Here is a 23258-nt window from a genome sequence, read left to right as displayed (position 1 = left end):
ATAGTAAGAATTTCCTGCTTTGCTAGAAGAAAAGGAATATAGAGTGCAAAAAATGACAAAAAGCAGGCCAGAGTTACCTCTGCCTGCCTTTGCCATACTATTCTTATAAATTGATTATTCCATATAACAGTTTTGCAATTTCAGCACGGGTTACTTTGCCACGAGGATCGAAATTATTGTCGCCCTTACCGTCAAGGATTCCCTTAGCTTTCAATTCATTTACCGCTTGCTTCGCCCACTCTGATACGCTGTTCATATCCTTAAAGCTTGCAGTAGCAGCAATGGAAGACTGCACTCCAGCTTTGTATTGTATTAATTTCTGCAGGACAACAGCCGCTTCTTCACGTGTAATTGCATCTTTAGGACGGAACTTGCCATCACTGCCTTGGATGAGTCCAAGCTGGACAGCTTTGTCTATCGATGATGCATAATAAGCATCTTTTGATACATCAGCAAAAGCACCATTCCCCGTAGTTTCACTTGTCTCATTCAATCCGAGTGAACGAATGGCTAGTGTAACAAAATCTGCACGGGTTACATTCGCTTGTGGACCATAGTGCGTATCGTCGATACCCTTAATCACATGCTTAGCCGTCAGCTTGGAAATGTACAGCTCTGCCCAGTGACCAGCGGTATCACTAAATTGCTTATGGTATTCCAGTACCGCAAAGGAAGAGAAATGATCTGTTGTAAAGGTAACGGTATTGCCTTTAAACACTCCACCCAAATATTCCAAGGTACTGCCATTTACATAATAGACACCCGCAAAATCTATATCAAGCTTAGCGAGCTGTTCCTTCGTCAGCGTCAGGGTAATCGTAACAGCACCTTTAAACTGATGAATAGCCGTTTCTTTGCCGCCTGCTGTGGTACTGAGGTTCAGCTTCACGGTTGCCTTGGATGGACTCATTCCAGCGACATTGCTTTGTACAGCTGTCGTAGTTGTATCAACGCTCAGCAGCAGCATTTCACTGCCGGCCGGGATCGCTGGTAAAGAGCTTGTTGGTACGCTTAATGTAACGCTGGAAGATACAATATTCAGATTCAGCTTCTTGTCGGTAGCCTGTTGGATGCTCGTTGCATCAAGTGCAAGTTTAAACTGATCTTGAGCCGAGGTTGCTCCGCCTACGCTAATCTTTAGGCTTCCCCCTGTAGCAGCTTCCTCTATCAGCTTCTTCAAGGCTGACGGATCAGCTGTATACGTTCCATTACTTCCTAATGCCAGTTCAATGTTTCCTTTTCCCGCTCCAGGTGTGGCTGTAGGCGTTGGAGTCACTGTTGGCACTGGTAAAACTACTGGAGGTGCCGATGTCACCTCTGGTGCTGGTGTCGGCGTCACTTCTGGCGATGGCGATACCTCTGGTGTCGGCGTTACCTCTGGTGTTGGTGTTGGTGTTGGTGTCACCTCTGGTGTCGGTGTTACATTCTCTTTCCCAGTGTAGAAGCCCCAAATGTCTGAAAGCACACTACCAGAGTTATCATCCTCGACTTTTGTATACCACTGGTAGTAGCTTTCTGGATTTAGCTTACTCCAAGTGACCTGAGTCTCCGTACCGCTCTCTACTTGCTGCTGGGTCGCGATTGTCTGATCACTGTAAACCTTAACTCCAATGTAATCGGTAGCTACACGTTTGGTTACAGGCTGCAGATCGAGATCTAGTACGAACTCATCTTTGCCAGGGAACTCATTTTCATCATAATAATTATAATCATCCAAGTAAGGCGAATAAGTCTTCACACGAAGCTTGTTGTTAGCTACATCGAACTGAAGCAGACGAATATAACCAAGTCCACCCTCTTCGGCACCTTGATAATCTGCCAGCATTTGATATACACTGCGGTCCGCAATGCCATCTCCATTATCATCCAACTCATCTACCTTAAGCTCCGCATCATGATAATGACCGGACAAAGCTGCGATTACGTTCTTGTTAGGTTTTACAACCTTTTCAAAGATCGTATCGGCAATCGGTGCGCGGTTATTAGATACGAGCAGGTATTCATGAAGACAAAGAATCGCTTTACGTTCTGGATAACGAGCAACGATCTCATTCATCCATTCAATTTCTTCTTCAGCCAGTCCCCAGCCCATATATACGATAATGAAGTCATTTCCGTTCGCAGATACTAAATCATAATGGCCCCGGTTGTTGTCATAGGATCCGCCAAAGGTTGGCATGTCCTTAAATCTCCATTCCCCAAAGTATTGCCAGAATTTCGTGTAATCTCCGGTTTGATGGCCTACATCATGATTACCCGCAAGAACACCATATGGAATACCTGCATCCTCAAGTACCTTCATATCCCGATCGGCTTCTTCCCATTCATATTCCTGATAGGATTTGTCCACTATATCTCCGGTATGAATTACATATTTCAAGTTCAAATTATCCTTATTGTCGGCAATCCACTTTACATTTTTCTGATAAATGTAAGGGTAGCTTTGAGAATAATATTGCGTATCAGACATCCATACAAAAGAAAAATCATAGGTATCCTGCGTAACTGTAGGTGCAGTCTTAGTCGCGGACGCAATCTCATCCTGAACCATGACAGCGATGCTATCTCCGCTAGCGAATTCTCCAACAGTCACCGTAGATTTCAGTTCAAAATCCTCAGTACCAGCAATTAAATGATCCAGCTGTATCCACTTTTCTTCAGCAGGACTCCACGCGTAGAGACTTACTTTACGACCTGGAAGTGAATTACCCTTCCATTCAATATCCACACGATCTGAAGCCTTCACCGATTCATCCAGCTTAATTTCATAGCGCTGATATGGGAATTGCTCAACAGCATCGTTAATTAAGTACTTTCCGTCAACTGAACTTATTTTGCTGTATTCGTCACTGTTAAGGGCTTCTTCGCCCGCAGGAACGGATTGCTTCGGCGGTTCTGTATCCGATGCGTTCTTAAATCCAGTAAATCCTTGCTCTGGATGGTTACCATCGTACTTGAAGCCTCTATAGAAGGTAACATCCATCTTATCCTGGTTAGGATCTTCAACCTTAACCTTCAAGGTCGGATTCGTACCCACACCAATCTCCCAGTTCTGAGGTGAGATCAGGAGTGGTGCAAATGGATTTTCATTCGGTACATGGAATGTAATTACCTTTTCCACCTGATTACCTATCTTATCCAATGCGGTGATAGAAAGCGTATGGTCTCCACCGGACAACTTTCCGGATGTAGTAGCATAAGGCAGTTCAATAACATTGCCGTCCAGCTTCACGCTAACTTTATCTACACCTGCGTAAGTATCCTTGATCTCAGCAGTAATTACGAAATTACCACGATAAGTTTTTCCATCTTCAATCGATGCTTTAATGGATGGTGGCGTGTTGTCTACAACTACGTTTGACGATACCTTGGATCCACCTTCGGTCACTGTTACTTTATGTTCTCCGTCCGTTACTTCTGTAGTATTCCAGTTATAAGCCTTCGAACGGAACAAATCAGATTTCAGATCGAACCGGAAGCCGATGGATTCATGCTTACCTGCGCTGTCCCCCATCTTAATTTCTTTATCACGTTCTGCATAAGCAGGGTCCCAAACTTCAGTACCGTCTGCAAGTAATAGGCGCACATTCTTTACTTCAAAATCATCTTTATTCTCCTCGGGACGAGGGTCAAAAGGCGATGATTTAGAGCCCGCCCGAATGTAGATCACATTATCCTTGCCCACTTGCAAAGCGGCAGAGGAGATCGGGAAGGTCAATGTCGTATACGTAGTAATCGGGTCCATAAAGGTGTATAGAATACTCGCATCCCCTAATTCTTCTGGTCCCATGGTGATACCGTTTTTGAAATAATAATCTACATTCTTCGCATCAAATACAAAGTAAGCATCATTCTCAAGCGCGGCATATACCTCGTTATCGCCAAGCACCTTATTGTCGATGCTCAGGCCCACTTCATCAGCCTTTGCGGTAGCAGAGGTTCCTTTTACCGTCATAGAGCCATTAATGAATTGCCCATCCTTAACATTCAAACGAAGCGCTGATTGATCTGGGCCACCTGTAATTTTCACTTTCATTACCGGAGATTCAGTCTCATTTGTGCCATCGGAAACGACGAAATAATACTGTATTTCATTTCTGCCGATCAAATCAGCAGACGACAATTTATAATGATATAAGCTATCGTTAAAGTCTTGGGATAGATTATGGCTGACAAAATCAGGCTGCTTATCCGAAGCTACCCTTACTTCTACAGACGTAACGGCTTTATTGTCATCCGCGAAAGCCTTCAAATCCAGACTCATCGACTGATCAATCTCCGTTACAGCAGTCAGATCATTTACCGTCGGATTTTCGGTATCCGGATCCACATGGATCGGTGTGTTAGGAAGCAGTGCAACATCTACCTGCCCTGGTGACGGAACCGCTGATCCTGTACTAATCTTGAGCATTTTACTTTGCCCATTCACAGGATATTTGTATAGAAGGGCTTTATTTTCTTTGGTGTCGTCACCTTTAGCCCCACCATCATAGGTAAGATCAGCATCATAATACGCAGAGGAAATTTCTTTCTCGGTATTACTTTTGATTACGACGGCCCGGCGGCCAGAGTTCGCCATCCCATCGCTTTTGATTTGAAAGAGATTTGTGCCATCCATCAGATTAGTGTTGAATTCTGCATTAAAATCACTAGCGGTGTATGTACTGTTAGCACTATTAATAACCCAGAACACTACGGACTGCTGTGCAGGAATTACAAAACTCTCTTTCGTAGAGGGCCACTTCACATCGGAAGCATTGCCTTTATCAGGATAGCGATAATAGATCTTGTAGTTTTTAAAATCAATCGGTGCATCAGTATTGTTATATACCTCAATGAATTCAAAAGCATCGCTGCTCGTACCTTTTACATTCGTCGAATTTGGCAGCAGCTCTGTAATTAACAGCGGCGGCACACTATTCGAATCGAATGCAGGCAGGTTTACATGAACAGAATAGCTCTCTGTTACATTGTTTACACGAATGCTGTAGTGCAGTTCTGGTTCTTCCAGTGCAGCCGCAGGAATCACGGCCGTATATTCCCCCTCGCCTTTTGAGGTCATGGTGATTACCGTATCTTTCACCTGAGAAGGAGAGCCATATTGCAACTTTACTACCGGTAGCGTTCCGTCTGGTCCAATCTCTAGGTTCGTAATCTTCGCGGTGACGGGAAGATCCGCTGGATCCACACTGCTCTGCGAGTGGTGTTCAATTACCGGTTGCTTGTCTCCAGGTACTAGCTCAGGCAGTTGCTCTGGATCTACGGTTCCTGGTGTAGCCGCAACCGTTCCCGAAATCGCCATGAGACTCATCATAGAGCTGTCGGATTGCGAATACTTATAGAAAATCCCGTTGTTTTCCTTCACCTGTTCTTTTCCATAAGAAGCAGAGACAATAAGAGCATCTCCTGCTTTACTTTTAATTTGTAAGTTGCGCGGAGAAGTGTTTGCCATACCACCGCCACCGTTAATACGGAACAGGTTTACACCTTCCTGCAGAGATGCTGAAGGATTAAAGTTTTTGATGAAATCCTCGGCAGGAACACTCAGATTATTGCCGTTCATAATCCAGAAAACAATATTTCCATGCGCCGGTATTACTGCGTCGCCGTTAGTTGTCCATTTATCTCTATCATAATAGTAAAAATAATAATCCTTGAAGTTAACCGGCTCGTCCGTATTATTGTAAACCTCAACAAATTCGTAACCATCTACAGAGGTTCCATCTGCACCTTTTACATTTTTAGTATCCGGAACAACCTCTGTAATAAGTAAAGAGCCTGGATTGGTTGGTGTCGCGTATACATCTGTCATTACAGTCGGTTGACTTAAAAGCGTGTTGAGCTCAACCTGTTCATCAAAATGTGCTCCTAATTCGGAAGATGTCTGCTCCGTATCCGGCTGCTGTTCTTCCGCATATCCTGCTGGAACCATGATCCCCAACATCAAACTACTTGCAATTACGCTGGATAGAAAACGTTTAGCTTTTGCTGTTATTCTCAAAACTCCGAACACTCCCCGTAAGTTTGATTGTGACCCTTCTGCATAAATATGCAATTTAGATCATCTGGAAATTATACTAGGGGTATATTATCGCTATATCATTTCAATGTTAAATCTTTAGGTTATCTTAAATATTGTTTAAGCTTCAGCTCAGCTTTCCGGGTTATAATAGAAATAAGTTAAACCACAACCATCACAGACACTTTCAACAGAAACCATAGAACGTTATTCGTAAAATAAGAAAAGAGGACTCTAATGGATATAAAAAGAGTGATTATAGTAGGAACCGTAGTTATAGTAATGTCTTTCGGAAATGCTTGGAGTAGCCTTACTGCTAACGCAAGCTCGTCAACTCAATGGTCCACCACAAGTGTTGCGGATAAAGACGAATTATTATTGAAAGCCCTTAACCAACCCACAGATGATGATCTGTACGATGCCTTATATGACGGCAAATCACTTCAAGATATTGCAATAGAACAAAACACAGATATTGAAGATGTGATCGATCTACAGGTAACCCAGCTAACGGAACAGCTAGATTCACGACTAGCTTCCGGAAATATTACAGCCGAGCAGTATGCAGCACACAAAGCGGAGCTGAGGGACATCGTTACGGAGAGCGTTCTCACTTCTTTCGGCTAAGAAAGATACATATAGTGGCCGTATAACATTTCTCCGCGCCCAAGCTAAAACGCATTGGGCGTCCCTAATGGACGGTAAGCGTTTATGCGAGAAATATAAGGATAATATATAGCGTGGAGATTATAAATTCTTATATTTAAATAAAGAGGGTGATCCGAAAGCCATTGAATGGCTATCGGATCACCCTCTTCGTATATTCAACGCTATTAAACTGAATTCCTAAGTCTCTATCTTGTTATCTCTATTGATCTCCAGTATATCCAGGAAGAATACAAAAATTGGAATGCCGAGAATTAGACCCCATACGCCCATATAGTGCTCAGAGAAGAGAAGTACGATAAAAGTGTAGAACATAGGCAGGTTCATTTTGGATGACATCAGTTTTGGATTTAAGAAGTAACCCTCAACAAAATGTAGTATGGCGATCATAACCAATACATATATCGTCATTGCTATACCACCAATGTTGTAACCAATAATACAAAGTGGTATTAAGGAGATCACAAAGCCTACAACTGGAATCAAACTAAGCAGGAAGATCATAATCGATAAGGCGAATAGATACGGAAAACCTAAGATCCAGAGTCCAATCACCGTAAAGCATGTATTAAACAGCGCGATCAGAATTTGCGCTTCGATCACTTTACCAAACGATGAGATGAATTTTCTACCGAAATACTCAAGCTCAACATAGAACCAAGAAATCTTGCTCTCTTTAAGACGGGCAGTGAAACTGACAATTCTGTTCTTCTCAAGGATAAAGACAAAGCTCAGAATGGTGGATAATACGAAGCTTGTGCCCCAATTACTTATTTTCAGGACGTATTCAAGACCATCTTTCACATAAGACTGGTAGTTCAAATCCTTAAGCTGGGCAAATAAATACTGCACGATTTCGTTCTGCGGAATGTTTGCAGGGGTTAAACTGGTCAGAAAATTAGTTAACTGCTTTATCTGTGTGAAGACCTTCGGTAAATAATTCACTAAGGTCACTACGATCAGAGCAATCAGAGCTAAATACAAAATAACAATAATGACTTTACTGTTGACCGCAACATATTTATTGATTCGCTTCGTGAGCAGCACCTGAAAGCTGTTCATTACATAAGCAATCAGAAATGTTAACAGTACTAAATTGAGCATATCTCTAATACTGAATAGCAGCAGGGCAACCAGCCCCAAAATAAAAAAACGCCGGACCGTTAAATTCGCGTAATAACGCTTAAATACTTCCATCTGTTCTCTCCATTCGCCTACCAATTAGTACTCTAATTATAGTCTACAGTAAGGAATTCACTTATAGCAACTAGTGATTCGCCCAAATTGGCGAAATTTCTCACTTTTTGTAAACTCCTAATGAACATAGGGAAAGCTGATATCCATTCCATACATTTCCTTAGCCGTTTATGAGCCTCCCGTTGTGTTCATTAACTTAACGATTCGACTCTTCTGATCGTAGTTGAGATCAATATGTAGATCCTTGCATAATTGTATAAACGGAACCATCAGGGTCCCTTTCCTCATTTCGGGCGCACTTCCTATCAGAGCTACTCTTTGGTTATTCAGGGTTAATTCCATAGGTGAATCTATATGTTTAACCTGTTCAAGAGTTTGGACTGCAGTTAGACTCTGACTTCCCCCGTTGATCCGGGAGGCATTTCGGTCCGTTCTCGCATTGATCCCATCCTGGATTTTAAATGTTAGCGAAATTCCGAGTGAATCACATGCCGATAGCAATCGGTCATTGTATGATCCATAAGGAAAGGCAACCGCTGAATCGGTATTCCCCAGCTCTTCCTTCAGTCTTTGCTCCGCCTTGGCTAAATCACGAGTAACTCTGCTGTAGTACTCCGTATTCATTTCGTTTCTGTTCTCATCATCGATATATAACAAAGCACTGGCGGCTGGCCGCTCCCCACCCTCAGCATCCACGATACCATAATGGTGTAAATCGTACGTGTGACTATAGAATCCCATCCCGTCCCGCTTCATTTCCCGCATCTGCTCCCAATTAAGCTTCGGCACACTATTCGGATCTGGGTGATCAATCGTAGATACGATAACAAAATTCACTGCCGTATAGCCATATTTTTTGAGAATAGGAAAGGCCAATTCATAAAAGCTCTCATATCCATCGTCAAACGTCAGCAGCACCGCATTATCTGGAACCGTGCCGCCATTCAGCATAAATTCACGGTATTGTTCCATCGTAATCACGTGAAACCCTTCTTGCTTCAGCAGGTTCATTTGATCATCAAACCGATCGGCAGATAAGATCCAAGGAAACTGCGGCATTGGCTTCTCTGAAAGATGATGGTACATCAGCACAGCTACATGGTCTCTATAGTAAATACCTTTCGGAAGTGCCCCCTGCTTCTGCCAGCCGATACGCATATTAAGGGCCTGTTCTGCTGCAGCCTTGGGAATCATTAGCTCATCAGGCGAGCCCGGATATGTAGCTACTGTCTTAATGATTTGACCGTTCACATCTATAGTAACAGCAGAAGACTCGTGTTGATTGTTGAAAATAGCAGCAAGACTTATTAGCAGAACAATGACTAAAAGTATCATATATTTTTTCGTATGCAATCTCTGAATCTCCTTAAAAAGATCTTTTATTCACTATGTAACTACATATTTGGTGACAGTTCCACCTACTTTTGGTTACATTTTCTTTTTTATTTTGTTTCTTATCATAAAAATAGGAGGCGAACCCTAAGCCTCAACTAGCTTAAGGAACACCTCCCTCACATGGAGATCTATATATAATTATGTACATCTATGTCTAATTGTAGACGGTCTAGGACCTTCTCTTGTCTACAAAGTAATTTTCTTCCCCTAGCTCGTCCACAAACTGCTGCAGCCAATCATAATATTGAACGGCATGCTCCAGCTTCTCCAGATCCTTCAGGCAGAATTGCCGCTCCTCCTCAGGCGTATCCACGGCATGAACCAATCCCTCCAGCTCAGGAATAACAACATCCAAGGCTTGCCTCATGACATCAATCTCCCGCTGCAGCTTCATTCCAAAAAAGTTCTTAAAGGTCTGAAAAAAATCTGTTTCCACTGCATACAGATCCTTTCGCTCCCGCTTCTCCTCCAGCTTGGTCACCATTTTGGAAGCCATCAAAGATCGGACTCCATAGCTCATATTACTCTTACTCATATTCATCACATTCTTCATCTCTTCAAGCGTCATCGGCCGGTCTTCAAAGAACATAATTCCATACAGCTGCCCGAATGAGTAATTGGCACCATATAAGTCCATCGTCTGAGCAATTGCATCAATCATCGGACGCAGCAGCTGCTCGCGTGGAGATAAGTCTCTATTCTCTTCACCAAAGGCTACCTGTTTCATAGCTGCACCTTCATTCCACTTAGAATCTACCTTCTATTTTACACAAAATAGCAACTACTTTCGCTAATCTCTTAAATTTTTACATAATCTCGCATCGATCTTTACGCCCGCTTGACCACGCAGCTGCTCGATGAGTGTACAATTTTTTTTGAACGGAGGAGCTTTCCTCAGAATTATACCGCAAAAAACAGAAGATGGAATGGGGTATCGACAGAATAATGAAACGCACAAGATTTATAGGTGAGTTGAAACCGGTGCTCTTCACCTTGCCGGCAATGATTCCATTCGTGGTATTTTGGCTCGCGCCATTACTTTATGTATTTTATCTCAGCTTTACTGAGTGGGACTTCATGAGCCCCGAGAAAACCTTTGTCGGACTAACCAACTATCTGGATCTGTTCAGCAATCCCGCCTTCTATAAAGCGCTAAGAGTAACCTTGTTATTCTGTGCGGGAAGTGTACTGCCCGTTATTCTGATCGGACTTGGACTTGCACTCCTGATGAATGGGAAGCTGAAAGGCTCCACCCTCTATCAGGTACTTCTTTTCTCCCCTTGGGTCACGCCAACCGTGGCGGTATCCATTGTCTGGTCCTGGATCTATGAACCTGAAATTGGCCTTGCTAATACTGTACTTGACCTCTTAGGTCTAGAAAAAATCGGTTGGCTTCAAGATCCTAAATGGGCACTGCTCGGCGTTCTGCTCGTGACGATATGGAAATCGGTAGGCTGGGCGATGATTTTTTACTTGGTGGCACTACGCAATGTCCCTACCGATCTGTTGGAAGCCGCTGAACTGGATGGAGCAAATGCTGTGCAAAAATTCAACCGTATTACTTTACCGCTAATCTCGCCAACGACACTGTTTCTGTTCATCGTACAGATCATTGGTGCCTTACAGGCATATGACCAGATTAACGTACTGACACAAGGTGGACCTTCGGGATCAACACGTACCTTGCTCTATATGTATTATCAGTCTGCCTTTGAAGCCTTTCAGATTGGAGAAGCCTCTAGTGTCGCAATGATTCTGGTATTTATATGTATGCTGCTCTCCGTAATCTCCCTAGAGGTTAGTAAACGGACAACCCATTATCAATAACTACTGCTGTAAAGGAGAACGACTGATGAATGCAACGACCGTACGAGTGGGCAAACTGGCCCGCCATCTATTTTTTGCAGCTATTGCACTGATCATGGCCTTCCCCTTCTATTGGATGGTCACCAGCGCCTTAAAAACCAATGATGAAATCTGGCAGTCTCCGCCGACGATCTGGCCGAAAGAGCCGCTGTGGAGTAACTTTTCAGCCGCCTGGCACGAAGCCCCTTTCTTTAGATATATGGGCAATAGCGTATTTGTCGCCGTGTCGATTGTTATTTTGCAGGTGATAAATTCCGGGATGATGGCCTATGCGCTTACGCATATGAAATTCCGCTTCAGAGGGCTGTTCGCAGGTGTCATTCTTTTCGGCTATATGGTCCCTGCCACCGCCGTTTATCTTCCCGGATATCTGGTATTGTCCCAGCTTCATCTACTGGATTCATATGCCGGGTTGATTCTATCTAACTGTGTAAGTGTCTTCTCTATCTTTCTAATTCGGCAAGCCTTCCTTCAGGTTCCCCATGAGCTGGTAGAGGCTGGAGAAGTGGATGGTTCCTCGCATATGCGGATTCTCTGGACCATTCTTGTCCCCATTACACGGTCTTCCTTTGCTGTGCTAGCCCTGATCACCTTCATTGATCAGTACAATAACTATTTCTGGCCAATGCTCATCACCAAAGATCCTAATCTACAGCTGGTCTCGGCCGGTCTGCGTAGTTTCTTCACTCAAGGAGGTGCTTACGGATTGAAATGGCCGCTGATCATGGCCGCTAGCGCATTCACCATCGCCCCGTTGCTGCTAGTATTTCTACTAGCTCAGAAAACCATCATGCAAAGCGTCAACATGACCGCTGGTTCCAGCAAAGGATAAGCTAACTATTCTATTTAATAAGAGGAGAATGATGATGAACGTATTGAAGAGACTGTCCGCCCTATCTTTGGTTGCCGGATTTACAATGTTAACAGCTTGTGGAGGAAATGCGAGTACAGATAATGTTACAGCGGCAAATGGAGCTTCTTCCTCCCCCTCCGCAGAGGCTGCACCTACACAAAATGCACCGGTAACGATTGAGTTCTGGTATGGTCTCGGCGGTAAGCTTGGTGAGAATATGGAGGCACTGATTCAGAAATTTAATGCCTCCCAGCAAGAGGTCATTGTCAAAGGTATCGTGCAGGCAGACTACACTGAAACCGAGCAGAAGCTGCAAGCGGCCATTGCTACAGGAAAAGTGCCTGCTGCTGCTCTCTCCTCAAACGTAGATTGGGCCCGCAAAGGATATTTCGCTCCGATAGATGAGCTTATGGCATTGCAGCCAGATTTTAATAAAGAGGATTTTGTCCAAACCTTTCTAAATCAGGGCCAGGTTGATGGGAAGCAATACTTCTTGCCGATGTATGGAACAACACAGGTTATGTACTATCGCAAAGATGCTTTTGAGAAGAACGGAATTGATGCGAGCACATTGAAGACTTGGGAAGACCTAGCTGCCGCAGCTGCGAAAATGACCGTGAAAGACGGCGGCAAAACCACCCTCTTCGGTTGGGAGCCTATGTGGGGTTCAGGGAACATGATTGATGCCGTGCTCAGCAAAGGAGGCACTATTCTTAGCGAGGATGGGAAACAAGTCATGATCGACTCTAAAGAGTGGATCGAAACCTGGGATTTGTTCCGCAAATGGATCCACGAGGATAAGATCATGCGGATTCATTCAGGGGGGCAAGGCTGGGAATATTGGTACAAAACAATTGATGATGTAATGAAGAATCAATCCGCAGGCTACACCGGCTCCAGTGGCGATCAAGGTGACCTCGACTTTAGCATTGTTTCTGCTATGGAGCAGCCAGGCTGGGCAGGGATTGGCGAGGGCAAACCCGTAGCCCAAGCACTGATGGCCGGCATTCTATCTAAAGCTAGCGACAGTGAGAAACAAGCGGCTATGAAATGGCTAACCTACTTCACAAATGCCGAGAATACTGCCTCTTGGTCCATTAATACTGGATATATTTCGGTGCGCCAATCCGCATTGCAAGACCCGGCGTTTGTGTCATTCAGTGAAAGCAATCCACAGATTAAGGTTCCGTTGATGCAAGCTTCTCATGGTTCTGCACCATTCCAAGATCCAACTGGCGGCAAAATCAACGATGCGCTGAAAATCGCCGCTGATAAGGTGCAGATTGAGAATATTCCTGCAGCACAGGCACTTAAGGAAGCACAGGAAACAGCGCAAGCAGCGCTTGATAAACTAAAATAAAGGCGGTGGAGTTCATGTCTGAGCTCATCACGCCACAAGGCAGATACGCTGTAGCAGCTATTCTATTCGACAAGGATGGTACGCTGCTCCAGTTCGTATCCCTCTGGGGCAGCTGGGGCGAGTGTTTTTTAGAGCGATTCACGAAGGATATGAAGCAAAGAGGACTACAGATTCCAGAAGAACAGCTCCCTGCATTAATGGGAACTATACACAATGCCCAAGGAAGCATTACCGATTATGATCGGAACGGCCCCCTGGCTATGGGGACTATGAGTGACCTCTATGCCATCCTGTCATGGCAGGGTTATCTGCAAGGTTTATCGTGGGCGGAGTCCATGGAGCTTGTTCATCAGTGCCGTCTGGAAGCGGATGTTATGTTGGAAGAGAAACGCCCCGTTCACTCGCTGCCGGGTATTCATCGTTTTCTCGATGAGTGTGCGAGTGCTGGCATCCCTCTCGCCGTGGTGACCGCAGATGAAACAGATGCTGCAGAGAAACATCTCCAATGGCTCGGCATACGGCACTATTTCTCCGAGGTAATTGGAACAGACCTTGTGGATCAGGGTAAACCTTTCCCCGACATGGTGCAGCTTGCCTGCGAAAGGTTGGCCGTTGAACCCGCGCACACAGCAGTTATCGGTGATACTAATGGGGATATGCGAATGGCTAAAGCAGCGGGTGTGCAGGTAGCTATAGGTATCACTGAAAATGAAGACATTAGTGCTTCGTCGCATATTCTCCCGGATGCAGATCTCATTGTGCGATCTTACGCTGAACTCAGCATCGAGGTTACTTCCCTGTGAAAATAGAAGGAATATGGGCATGGATGTTTCTGATGCTAGCGATTGTGTTCGAACTCTCAGGGACCATCTCAATGAAAATATCTCAGGGGTTCACTCAGCTCTGGCCTTCCGTGCTCATGTTTCTGTTCTATGGAGCCAGCTTCACCTCCCTGAATTATGCCCTCACCTCTATTAAGGTAGGCGTTGCTTATGCGATATGGTCAGGGGCGGGAATCATCCTTATTTCTTTCATAGGAGCCCTGTTCTTCGAAGAAAAGCTAACCCTGTCCTCCCTACTATGGATAGCCGTTATCCTAACCGGGATCATAGGACTGAACATTAGCGGGAAGACGCATTAGTGAACAGCCACAGTATTTCATAGATTCATAAAATGAAGGGGGATGCCTAAACATGAGCGCGAACACATTACCTGAAGAGAAGCCTGTTATTACCTTTCAGATCATCACGGATACGCATGTCACCGCTGACCGAAATCATGAGTACAATCTTAACTTTGAGCTGGCGCTCCGTGATATAGCCGCACATGGAAAAATGAGCAGTGGGATTATGCATATCGGCGATGTCACAAACCATGGTTTTTCTGCTGAATATAAAGAAATGCTTCGTATCATTAATCAACATAAGGCTGACTTGCCCGACATTACTTTCACTTTAGGTAATCATGATGTAGGCCTCGGGATTTGGAAGTCTCGCTTAGGGATGTATACGTCACAGACTGGAATGTCTGGACCCTATCATGATCACTGGATTAATGGCTATCATTTTATCTTTCTAGGTACAGAAAAAGGATTACCTAAATTCTGTCATCTTTCCTCTAAGCAGCTTGATTGGCTGGAGCATAAGCTTGGGGAGCAAGCTTCACCGGATCAGCCTATCTTTCTTTTCCTGCATCAACCGCTTAAAGATACAGTAGCTGGATCGTTAGAATCACAAGATTGGTATGGTGTCACTCAAGATAAGGAATTAAAAGAGATTCTTTCGAGACACCCCCAGACCTTGTTATTCACTGGTCACACCCATTGGGAGTTAGAGGTAGACAACACTATGTACCCTGGCCATGGAGAGATGGCAACAATGTTTAATGCTGCTTCTGTCGCCTACCTTTGGACAAACGAAGATAAGCATAAGACAGGCAGCCAAGGCTTCTATGTGGAAGTATATAGAGATAAAGTGCTTGTCCGGGGCAGAGACTTTAAGACAGGAACCTGGATTGAAGCTGCACAATATGAGGTTGCTTATACAGCAGTAAACGTATAATGAAACTCCCCGCAGCAAGCTGCGGGGAGTTTCATTCTGTGAATTACACGCACAAGGATTAGCCGTACCGCCACGCTCTGCGTTATTCATCCCATGCTTCTAACAGCTTCGGAATGCCTTCTACAAGAAGCTTGTGGTATACCTCGGAAATATCTTCAATATCATCCGTATTCGCCACACCCAGCAGCGTCTGCATAACGATCCCGTCAATAGCTCCAATCAGCAATGAGGCAATGGCTTTATTGTATTTCCCGGGTTGTTTTTCGTACAAGCGTTGTAACAGCTCCTCGGTATGACCAATCCATTTCTTATACTTAACTTTCAATTGATTGGAGATTTCCTCGTTCCCGAGTATCGCTTCCTGGGCAAGATAGAACTGCATTCGATTGTCATCTATTTTGTTAAAACGATCTTTCACATTCTCGCTGATTTGCTCAATAACTTCCCCGCGGCTATACTTCCCTTGCTGTACCTCCTCGGCAATTCTCGTAGATACGGATAGACTGCGATCCATCGCATCATAAAGAATCTCTTCTTTACTATTGTAATGATGATACAACGCCCCCGTGCTAAGCCCGGCTTCATCGGCAATTCTCCGCATAGTCGTACCCGCAATACCCATTCGATAGATAACACGATTCGTCGCCTCAATAATATGTAATTTTCTATCCTCAGACATAAACTCCCCGCCCAACTGAATCGCTTATTGCGATTTATTTTTATATGAAAAGAGTACTGAATCTAATTTGTTTTTTGTGTGTTAATTAGCACAGACAGAACCAATTAATTCCTAATACAATAAAACCGAACAGTTGTTATGTTTATGAATTAACCAAGCATTGTAGGGTTGAAGCTCAGTATCGGCAAGAATTGATTACGCTTTCACAAAAAAAGGAGGTTTATCATGGATATTCCTGCATGGCAGTACGGCGTTAGTATGATCGGCTACATAGTTCTGCTTCTTATTGTTGTCAGTATCATGCGCAAGCATTATAAGTTTGCCCACTGGTTCTGGATTGCTTCTTTACTAACCTTTCCCTTATGGCTTATGGGCGGTGTCGAAGGCTGGTTTCGGTGGGCCAAGATTTTAAGTGTAATTCTTCCTACGATATTTGTTGGATTCATTCGTATTGCTAACTACGAGAAACGAAAAGGACCGTTCTGGAATGGGTTACAGAAGGATTGGGTATTGTGGTTCGTATATGGCGTTCTATTCCTTAATATCATGGAAGCGACCATTAAAGACTTTACGATGGGGAATACATTCAATGCGCTTACCGGCCTCCTATTATGTATAACCATCCCTTTTGCGCCAAAATATTGGAAGATTTCTACTGAATCGCACGGCGATCTCATTGCATATACGACAATCGGCTGGAACTTCCTCTATACAACTTGGAATGCAGCCTTCGTCTATGCAGAGAGTCCGAAGTTCTTTGCAAGCTCGCTATGCATTCTTCTCGCAGCCGAGCTCTATCCCATCATCAAACGCCGCCCAGAACTCTACATCATTGCGCGGGTCTATACATTAGCGGCACATTTACTTCTACGCGCCTGCTTCGTTAGCCTGTTCCCGACACTAATGGATGCTTCATCGTGGTACAATGCAGACGTCATGAACTATTGGGGAATCATCAACTTTATTATGATTGTTCCGTTTGTATTCTGGCATATGTGGCAGCTGCACACCGGCAAAGCAGAAATCAGCTTCCGGCGTGGCCGGATTGAAGTGAACTAACCAAGAACGCCCTTATCCTTTCCATGAGGAAAAGGTAAGGGCGTTCTTTCTTTATTTCTTCTCTGCTTGGAGAGGTTATCGTTGAATCGGCTCGATCCGGTAGCTTGCGTTAGCGCTGGAATCGTCTTCCACGCCGGCTCCACCGTGAATCTGCCAGCCGAATGACAGCACAGATTCCAGCCGGTTCTTCTCGGCTGTCGTCAATACTATTTCTATGGCTTCTTTACCCTCTTCAAGCTCCAACTCTGCCTCTTTACCAAGAACAACCCATATCCAGCTACGAATGCCACGAATCGTGTTGTACTTGATCTGATAGCCTGTCTTCACCGCTTGCTCGAACAATTCTGGCTGCTCCGCTTGTAAAGTGGTCAACTGCTTATAATCAAATTCGTATTCACTCTCGTCAACGGGCAAATCGCCCTCCGCCACTTTACGAAGAATATCCTCATTGGACCAGCCCAAAGCGCGAAGTGATTCTACCAGTAAAGCATCCCACTGGGATAACTTTACCCGGTTCAAATTGTCTGACATCCTGATTCCCCCCATACCTGTATATAGATTCTACTTATTCCGTGAAATCATAAGCAACATAATGACCCGGACTAACTTCCTGCAATGTAGAGGTCTCAGCCCTGCCGTACTCTGCCGAATATCCATCTAAAATAATTCTCTGATTAGCCCGCTTAGGGTCTGTCTCCAAAATCGAAGATAGCAGCGCCTTCGTATAAGGATGAATAGGGTTCTCGTATAGTTCGTCACTTTCGGCTACCTCTACGAGACGACCGCCATACATCACCCCAATCCGGTCCGAAATATGCCGTACCATCGACAGATCGTGCGCAACAAAGAGGTAGGTCAACCCAAATTCCGACTGCAAATCCTCCAGCATATTCACTACCTGAGCCTGAACAGATACATCCAGCGCTGAGATTGGTTCATCGCACACTACGAATTCAGGTTTCACAGATAATGCTCGAGCAATCGAAATCCGTTGGCGTTGCCCGCCACTGAATTCATGAGGAAAGCGATAAAGATGCTCTCTTTTTAAACCCACCTTATCCAGCAGTGCCGCAACAGCCTCTATACGCTCGTCGCCTTCGTGGATCCCGTGGATTTTCATAGGCTCACTGATCAGATCAAGCACATTCAGGCTTGGATTCAACGAGGAATATGGATCTTGAAAGATCGATTGAATTCGTCTGCGAAAAGGCTTAAGCTGCTTCTCTCCAAGCTTGCTCAGCGGCTGCCCGTCAAAAGACACTTCACCATCTGTATAGTCATACAATCGCAGCAAGCAGCGTCCAACCGTAGACTTGCCGCTCCCCGACTCTCCAACCAGTCCAAAGGTCTCCCCCTGACGAATCTGAAAGCTTACGCCATCTACCGCCTTAAGCACAGATGTATTACGTCCCCATATATCCTTGCCTTTGGAGAAATGTTTCTTCAGATTATTTACGTCCACTAGAATCTTATTATCACTCAACAGAACCGCTCCCTTCAACACCAGCTACGGCTGGAGTCTCCTGCACACCGTCTGCCAGCCAGCACATCGAACGATGGCCAGGCGATAATTCGATGACCGGAGGACGTTCGCTGCAACGGGCAAAAGCATTAGGGCAACGTTCCATAAATGGACAGCCCGAAGGAGGATCCAGCAAATCCGGAGGTGTGCCTTCGATAGGGACAAGGCGTTCCCGCGACTTGCCGTCACGTTTTGGAATCGAGCGAAGCAGACCTTTCGTGTAAGGATGCTGTGGGCGATAAAAGATATCCTCTACCGTGCCCTCCTCCATCACAAGTCCACCATACATTACGATAACCCGTGTACATACCTGTGCGACCACACCCAAGTCATGGGTAATGAGCGCTACAGCTGTACTGGTATTATTTTTCAACTCTTTAAAAAGATCGAGAATTTGCGCTTGTATTGTTACATCGAGCGCAGTTGTCGGCTCATCCGCAATCAATAGCTCTGGCTTACAGGAAAGAGCCATGGCGATCATGACCCGCTGGCGCATCCCGCCGCTGAATTCATGCGGATATTGCTGCAGCCGCTGTTCAGGATTATTAATACCTACCTGACGCAAGATGCTTGCTGCCTCTTTAAGCGCTTCTTGCTTATTTAAACCCCGATGCCGACGGATGACTTCCGTAAGCTGCTGGCCGATTTTTTTTACAGGATTAAGAGAGGTCATGGGGTCCTGAAACACCATTGCTATACGATTGCCGCGTAGCTTTCTCCACTCTTTTTCCGAAAGGTTCGATAAATTCTCACCACGAAAATTAATATTTCCACCGATAATTTTACCCGGAGGTGTAATTAACGACATAATCGCCTTGGCAGTTACACTCTTCCCACTACCAGATTCTCCGACGATTCCTACCGTCTCACCAGCATCTATATGAAAGCTAACGCCGCGAACTGCTTGATTCTCTCCGTCCCTTGTATGGAACGAAACCTTCAAATCCTCGACAGACAATAGCCGTTCCGTCATGATGTCTTCACACTCCTATCTTCGGATCAGCTTCGGTTCAAAGCCTACCCGCAAAATATCACCCAAAACATTAAAGCTAAGTACCGTTAATAGTATCAATAATCCAGGGAATAAAGCCAGATATGGCGCTTGAGCGATATATCCCTGCGCATTGTTAAGCATACTGCCCCAAGTCGCATTCGGAGGCTGTACCCCGAACCCGAGGAAACTTAGGGACGACTCCATCATTATCGCCGAAGCGATATTATTCGTCGCACCTACAATGACAACAGGCACTAGCCCCGGAAGAATATGACGCCAAATAATTCCGAAATTGCTCTGTCCGGAGGCTTTTGCATAGAGTACATATTCGCGTTCCTTAATCGTCATCGTCTCTGCCCGAATGACACGGGCGATATTCATCCACATTAATAGAGCAATAATAATGATGATATTCCCAACACTCGGCTTCAGAAATACGCTAAGCAGCAGGAGAACTAAGAAAGAAGGAATGGACAGCACTACATCAAGCATCCGCATGAGAAGATTATCGACCCATCCGCCAAAGAATCCACTGATTACGCCCACCGTAACACCTATGCCTGTAGCAATGATCATTGAAGCAAAGCCAACTAGCAGTGATACCCGGCCACCATATAATGCGCGGGCAAAATAATCCCGGCCATAGTCATCCGTCCCGAACCAGTGATCGGCTCCCGGCGATTTCAGACGTGCCAGAACATCCATCGCATTCGGATCATGTCCAGATAAAAAAGCAAATATAGAGCCCAGTGAGAAGATGATTAAAGTAATGAGGGCTGCGACGCCCAATTTATTCGTAAATAGCTCATCTCCAACACTTTTCCATTTACTGCGATTCATGAGGTCACCTCGTTAATTTAATTCGTGGGTCCACGAAGCTATATAGAATATCCGCGACCAGATTACCGATGATCAGCATTAAAGAGGAGAATAGAGTAATTCCCATAATCACGGGGTAATCCATCCCTTTAACTGCAGTCATCCCCAAAGAGCCAATACCTGGCCATGAAAATACTGTTTCTGTAACAATTGCGCCTGCCACCAGATCACCCATAGACATCCCGAGCAATGTAATTACAGGAAGCAACACATGCTTCATTACATGACGGAACAGAATCGTTGTCTTGTTAGATCCAAAAGCATATTGAATCTGCACGTACTCTTCTTTTAGCTGTCCAATGGTACTAGAGCGAATGTATCGCACATAACCAGCCAAGAATCCAAAAGCAAGCACGGTGCAAGGCAGGATACCATGCTTGAATACATCAAACGCCGATTCCACACCAATCGTTCGCATCCCCATAATAGGAAGCAGATGCAGCTTAATCGCGAATAAGTACATTAGTAAGATGGCAAGCCAAAACAAAGGCACGGATATTCCGACATAGGATAAGAAATTAATCAGCTTATCTACCCAGCGGTTCCGGTTTGCTCCAGCAATAAGACCGAGTGGAATCGCCAGCAAAACAGCGAGACCGATCGCAGAACCCATCAAACCTGCCGTTGCAGGCAGGCGTTCTAGAATTTGATCCAATACTGGCTGATGATTCACTAGGGAATAACCGAAATTCCCCTGCAATATTTCTTTAATCCAGATTAAATATTGAATGTAGGCTGGCTTATCCAGCCCAAGGTTATGCCGGATACGCTCAATATCATCTGCGTGCATATTCGGCGTAACGAAGGATAATACCGGATCCCCCGGAGCCAGCTTAATCATCGCAAAGCACACAACCGAAACAAAAAACAACATCGGCAGGGTTTGCAGTAATCTTCGGACGATAAGTTGTCTCATACGTTTATTCTCCCAGTTCTGTATCGGTAAAAAAGTAAGCTGGATAACCCAGCTTACTTTTTCCCGTTTTTATTTAAGGTAGATTTTCGATAAATCTTCAAAAATAACGACAGGCTTCAAGACTGCTTCTTCTAGACCGCCGTAGTTCTTGGAGACAGCTACAATAGTCTTAGTATTAGCAATTGGATAAATCGGTGCATCGTCAGCAATGATCTCCTGGATCTTCTTATAGATCTCACCACGTTTAGTCACATCTGCTTCTCCTGCACCTTCATTGAACAACTTATCGACTTCAGCATTATTATAATGCGAGTAGTTAGAGTCAGCAGTAGAAGTATACAAAATTCTGTAAGCATCAGGATCGTAACCCATAATATAACCTGCAATCGCAAGTTCAAAATCTGTTGAATTCATATCACTGAACTTCTGACCATATGCCGAAGCATCCATATTTTGCAGTTCAACTTCAGCGCCAATGGCCTTTAGCTTTTGCTGCACGTATAGTGAAATAGCTTCCTGAGCTTTATTACCGCTCGATACAATCAATCTCAATTTCAGATCGCTAACCCCTGCCGATTGCAGAAGCTCTTTCGCTTTTTCCACATCATTATCGAAAGAAGGTACGTCATTAGTATAGAACAATGCATCCGGAGTCAAGAATGACTTCGCCGGGTCAGCATACTCGCTAGAGGAATAAGCAGCCTGAATGATTTCATCACGGCTTAGTGCTAGAGACAAGGCTTGACGAACTTCTTTTTTAGCAAGAGCACCTCTATCGCTGTTCGCGTTGAACAACAGGTACGACAATCGGCCTTCACTATAAGGAAGAATTTCGAAATTGTTCGAAGCTTCAATCGTTCCAACATCCTGTGGATCTAGATATTTAATGTTGATCTCACCACTCTGAAGTGCGAGATTCGCAGCATTCGTATCTTTAGCAATCCGGTACGTAACAGAATCAAGATGTGGTTTGCCACCAAAGTAGTTATCAAATCTTTCTAATGTAACATATTCGCCCGCTTTATATTCCTTAAATTTAAATGGTCCAGATCCAACAGGATTAGCATTCTTGGTGCTTTTCTCTAGATCCGTCTCATTTTCAAAAATATGCTTTGGAATCGGAAATACTTGCACTAGTGTAGCTTCAAAAGCTGGGCTGACCTGCGGAAGCTTGAACTCTACGGTCAGATCATCCACCTTAACGGCCTTAACGGGTTTATCACCGATGAATAAGTTCGCTCTCAACATGCTGTTTTGCTTCTCATCGAGGATGCTATCAATCGTGAACACGACATCGTCAGCAGTAAGCTTTTCTCCGTCATGCCATGTCAGTCCGCTTTTCAGCTTCAACGTATAAGTCAGGTTATCTTCTGAAAGGGTCAGGCTGTCTGCCAAGTAGAAGGTCTTCTTACCATCATTTACTTGGAACAGTGGAGCATAGAGCGCTTGGTCAATCGTAAGACTGACACGGTCACCCGCGTAGTTCGGATTTAGAATAACAGGATCAGCAGCGACTCCAATAATCAAGTTGCCTCCATCTTTTATCTCAGTGCTTGCTGTCGTTCCATCATTAGTAGCAGGTGTCTGATTTTTATTTGTAGAAGTGGCGGTGTTCCCTCCGGAGCACGCACTAATCAAAAATGTTAACAAAATCAAAGTAATAACTCCAGATAATCCTTTACGCATAAGTTTCTCCCCCGTATTCTATGTTCTGCGTTGCTTGTGTTTTTTATATTGTATATCGGAATACTAGGAATTACAATGGATAGCATTTCACATTAATGTAATATTGA

The 23258-nt window shown here is 44.5% G+C and carries 19 protein-coding genes; 8 read left to right on the top strand and 11 right to left on the bottom strand.

Annotated elements, in window-relative coordinates:
- Positions 1-103 precede the first annotated feature (103 nt).
- Complete coding sequence (locus MKY99_RS01510) at positions 104-6001, bottom strand: S-layer homology domain-containing protein (RefSeq protein WP_339268280.1); 5898 nt, start codon at positions 5999-6001, stop codon at positions 104-106.
- 255 nt (positions 6002-6256) lie between these two features.
- Here MKY99_RS01510 and MKY99_RS01505 point away from each other — a divergent pair, with 255 nt between their 5' ends.
- Positions 6257-6646, top strand: a complete 390-nt coding sequence (locus MKY99_RS01505; RefSeq protein WP_042184194.1) for a hypothetical protein — start codon at positions 6257-6259, stop codon at positions 6644-6646.
- 219 nt (positions 6647-6865) lie between these two features.
- On the opposite strand, the gene MKY99_RS01500 is transcribed toward MKY99_RS01505, so the two are convergent.
- The 3 genes from MKY99_RS01500 to MKY99_RS01490 form a co-directional block, all read right to left on the bottom strand.
- Complete coding sequence (locus MKY99_RS01500; protein WP_042184192.1) at positions 6866-7882, bottom strand: AI-2E family transporter; 1017 nt, start codon at positions 7880-7882, stop codon at positions 6866-6868.
- Between the two features lie 168 nt (positions 7883-8050).
- Complete coding sequence (locus tag MKY99_RS01495; RefSeq protein ID WP_339268278.1) at positions 8051-9235, bottom strand: polysaccharide deacetylase family protein; 1185 nt, start codon at positions 9233-9235, stop codon at positions 8051-8053.
- A 211-nt stretch (positions 9236-9446) separates the two neighbouring features.
- Entirely contained in the window at positions 9447-10004 is a 558-nt protein-coding gene (locus MKY99_RS01490) for a transcriptional regulator (RefSeq protein WP_042184190.1), read from the bottom strand.
- A 194-nt stretch (positions 10005-10198) separates the two neighbouring features.
- Between MKY99_RS01490 and MKY99_RS01485 the strand changes: the two genes are divergently transcribed.
- From MKY99_RS01485 to MKY99_RS01460, 6 genes are read left to right on the top strand one after another with little or no spacing between them, the layout of a single operon-like run.
- Entirely contained in the window at positions 10199-11104 is a 906-nt protein-coding gene (locus MKY99_RS01485; protein WP_339268275.1) for a sugar ABC transporter permease, read from the top strand.
- A 25-nt stretch (positions 11105-11129) separates the two neighbouring features.
- The gene (locus MKY99_RS01480; protein WP_149646299.1) at positions 11130-11975 is read left to right on the top strand and encodes a carbohydrate ABC transporter permease; all 846 of its coding nucleotides are present in this window, start codon (positions 11130-11132) and stop codon (positions 11973-11975) included.
- 34 nt (positions 11976-12009) lie between these two features.
- Positions 12010-13356, top strand: coding sequence for an ABC transporter substrate-binding protein (locus MKY99_RS01475; protein WP_339271453.1), 1347 nt, complete (start codon positions 12010-12012; stop codon positions 13354-13356).
- Between the two features lie 14 nt (positions 13357-13370).
- Positions 13371-14159: an HAD family hydrolase gene (locus MKY99_RS01470; RefSeq protein ID WP_076285091.1), complete on the top strand. Its 789-nt coding sequence runs from the start codon at positions 13371-13373 to the stop codon at positions 14157-14159.
- Positions 14160-14182: 23 nt separating this feature from the next.
- A complete protein-coding gene (locus MKY99_RS01465) occupies positions 14183-14497 on the top strand; it encodes a multidrug efflux SMR transporter (RefSeq protein ID WP_339248381.1) in 315 nt (104 codons plus the stop codon).
- Between the two features lie 52 nt (positions 14498-14549).
- On the top strand, positions 14550-15416 hold the full coding sequence (locus MKY99_RS01460) for a metallophosphoesterase (protein WP_339268272.1): 867 nt from the start codon (positions 14550-14552) through the stop codon (positions 15414-15416).
- Between the two features lie 82 nt (positions 15417-15498).
- On the opposite strand, the gene MKY99_RS01455 is transcribed toward MKY99_RS01460, so the two are convergent.
- Positions 15499-16095 carry a TetR/AcrR family transcriptional regulator gene (locus MKY99_RS01455; protein ID WP_076285089.1) on the bottom strand — a complete coding sequence of 199 codons (597 nt, stop codon included), beginning with the start codon at positions 16093-16095 and terminating at the stop codon, positions 15499-15501.
- Between the two features lie 225 nt (positions 16096-16320).
- On the opposite strand from MKY99_RS01455, the gene MKY99_RS01450 reads away from it, so the two are divergent.
- Entirely contained in the window at positions 16321-17154 is an 834-nt protein-coding gene (locus MKY99_RS01450) for a hypothetical protein (protein WP_042184178.1), read from the top strand.
- 75 nt (positions 17155-17229) lie between these two features.
- On the opposite strand, the gene MKY99_RS01445 is transcribed toward MKY99_RS01450, so the two are convergent.
- The 6 genes from MKY99_RS01445 to MKY99_RS01420 form a co-directional block, all read right to left on the bottom strand.
- Complete coding sequence (locus MKY99_RS01445; protein ID WP_339268269.1) at positions 17230-17685, bottom strand: hypothetical protein; 456 nt, start codon at positions 17683-17685, stop codon at positions 17230-17232.
- Positions 17686-17719: 34 nt separating this feature from the next.
- Entirely contained in the window at positions 17720-18640 is a 921-nt protein-coding gene (locus MKY99_RS01440; RefSeq protein ID WP_143759515.1) for an ATP-binding cassette domain-containing protein, read from the bottom strand.
- On the bottom strand, positions 18630-19649 hold the full coding sequence (locus MKY99_RS01435) for an ABC transporter ATP-binding protein (protein WP_042184174.1): 1020 nt from the start codon (positions 19647-19649) through the stop codon (positions 18630-18632). The genes MKY99_RS01440 and MKY99_RS01435 overlap by 11 nt, the downstream gene beginning before the upstream one ends.
- 15 nt (positions 19650-19664) lie before the next feature.
- Positions 19665-20510, bottom strand: a complete 846-nt coding sequence (locus MKY99_RS01430) for an ABC transporter permease (protein WP_042184173.1) — start codon at positions 20508-20510, stop codon at positions 19665-19667.
- Between the two features lie 4 nt (positions 20511-20514).
- Complete coding sequence (locus MKY99_RS01425) at positions 20515-21465, bottom strand: ABC transporter permease (RefSeq protein WP_042123467.1); 951 nt, start codon at positions 21463-21465, stop codon at positions 20515-20517.
- A 69-nt stretch (positions 21466-21534) separates the two neighbouring features.
- Positions 21535-23151, bottom strand: a complete 1617-nt coding sequence (locus MKY99_RS01420) for an ABC transporter substrate-binding protein (RefSeq protein ID WP_042184171.1) — start codon at positions 23149-23151, stop codon at positions 21535-21537.
- Positions 23152-23258 lie beyond the last annotated feature (107 nt).

It is taken from the genome of Paenibacillus sp. FSL R5-0470 (genome assembly GCF_037975205.1).
In the GTDB taxonomy this organism is placed as follows: domain Bacteria; phylum Bacillota; class Bacilli; order Paenibacillales; family Paenibacillaceae; genus Paenibacillus_AQ.
The sequence above is the reverse complement of the archived record's forward strand: the minus strand, read 5'-3'. Positions and strand labels throughout refer to the sequence as shown.

Coding starts and splice junctions, on each gene's coding strand:
- MKY99_RS01455 (WP_076285089.1), bottom strand. CDS start 16,095: ATGTCTGAGGATAGAAAATTACATATTATTGAGGCGACGAATCGTGTT.
- MKY99_RS01460 (WP_339268272.1), top strand. CDS start 14,550: ATGAGCGCGAACACATTACCTGAAGAGAAGCCTGTTATTACCTTTCAG.
- MKY99_RS01445 (WP_339268269.1), bottom strand. CDS start 17,685: ATGTCAGACAATTTGAACCGGGTAAAGTTATCCCAGTGGGATGCTTTA.
- MKY99_RS01490 (WP_042184190.1), bottom strand. CDS start 10,004: ATGAAACAGGTAGCCTTTGGTGAAGAGAATAGAGACTTATCTCCACGC.
- MKY99_RS01450 (WP_042184178.1), top strand. CDS start 16,321: ATGGATATTCCTGCATGGCAGTACGGCGTTAGTATGATCGGCTACATA.
- MKY99_RS01485 (WP_339268275.1), top strand. CDS start 10,199: ATGGAATGGGGTATCGACAGAATAATGAAACGCACAAGATTTATAGGT.
- MKY99_RS01420 (WP_042184171.1), bottom strand. CDS start 23,151: ATGCGTAAAGGATTATCTGGAGTTATTACTTTGATTTTGTTAACATTT.
- MKY99_RS01500 (WP_042184192.1), bottom strand. CDS start 7,882: ATGGAAGTATTTAAGCGTTATTACGCGAATTTAACGGTCCGGCGTTTT.
- MKY99_RS01425 (WP_042123467.1), bottom strand. CDS start 21,465: ATGAGACAACTTATCGTCCGAAGATTACTGCAAACCCTGCCGATGTTG.
- MKY99_RS01470 (WP_076285091.1), top strand. CDS start 13,371: ATGTCTGAGCTCATCACGCCACAAGGCAGATACGCTGTAGCAGCTATT.
- MKY99_RS01435 (WP_042184174.1), bottom strand. CDS start 19,649: ATGACGGAACGGCTATTGTCTGTCGAGGATTTGAAGGTTTCGTTCCAT.
- MKY99_RS01480 (WP_149646299.1), top strand. CDS start 11,130: ATGAATGCAACGACCGTACGAGTGGGCAAACTGGCCCGCCATCTATTT.
- MKY99_RS01505 (WP_042184194.1), top strand. CDS start 6,257: ATGGATATAAAAAGAGTGATTATAGTAGGAACCGTAGTTATAGTAATG.
- MKY99_RS01465 (WP_339248381.1), top strand. CDS start 14,183: ATGTTTCTGATGCTAGCGATTGTGTTCGAACTCTCAGGGACCATCTCA.
- MKY99_RS01475 (WP_339271453.1), top strand. CDS start 12,010: ATGAACGTATTGAAGAGACTGTCCGCCCTATCTTTGGTTGCCGGATTT.
- MKY99_RS01430 (WP_042184173.1), bottom strand. CDS start 20,510: ATGAATCGCAGTAAATGGAAAAGTGTTGGAGATGAGCTATTTACGAAT.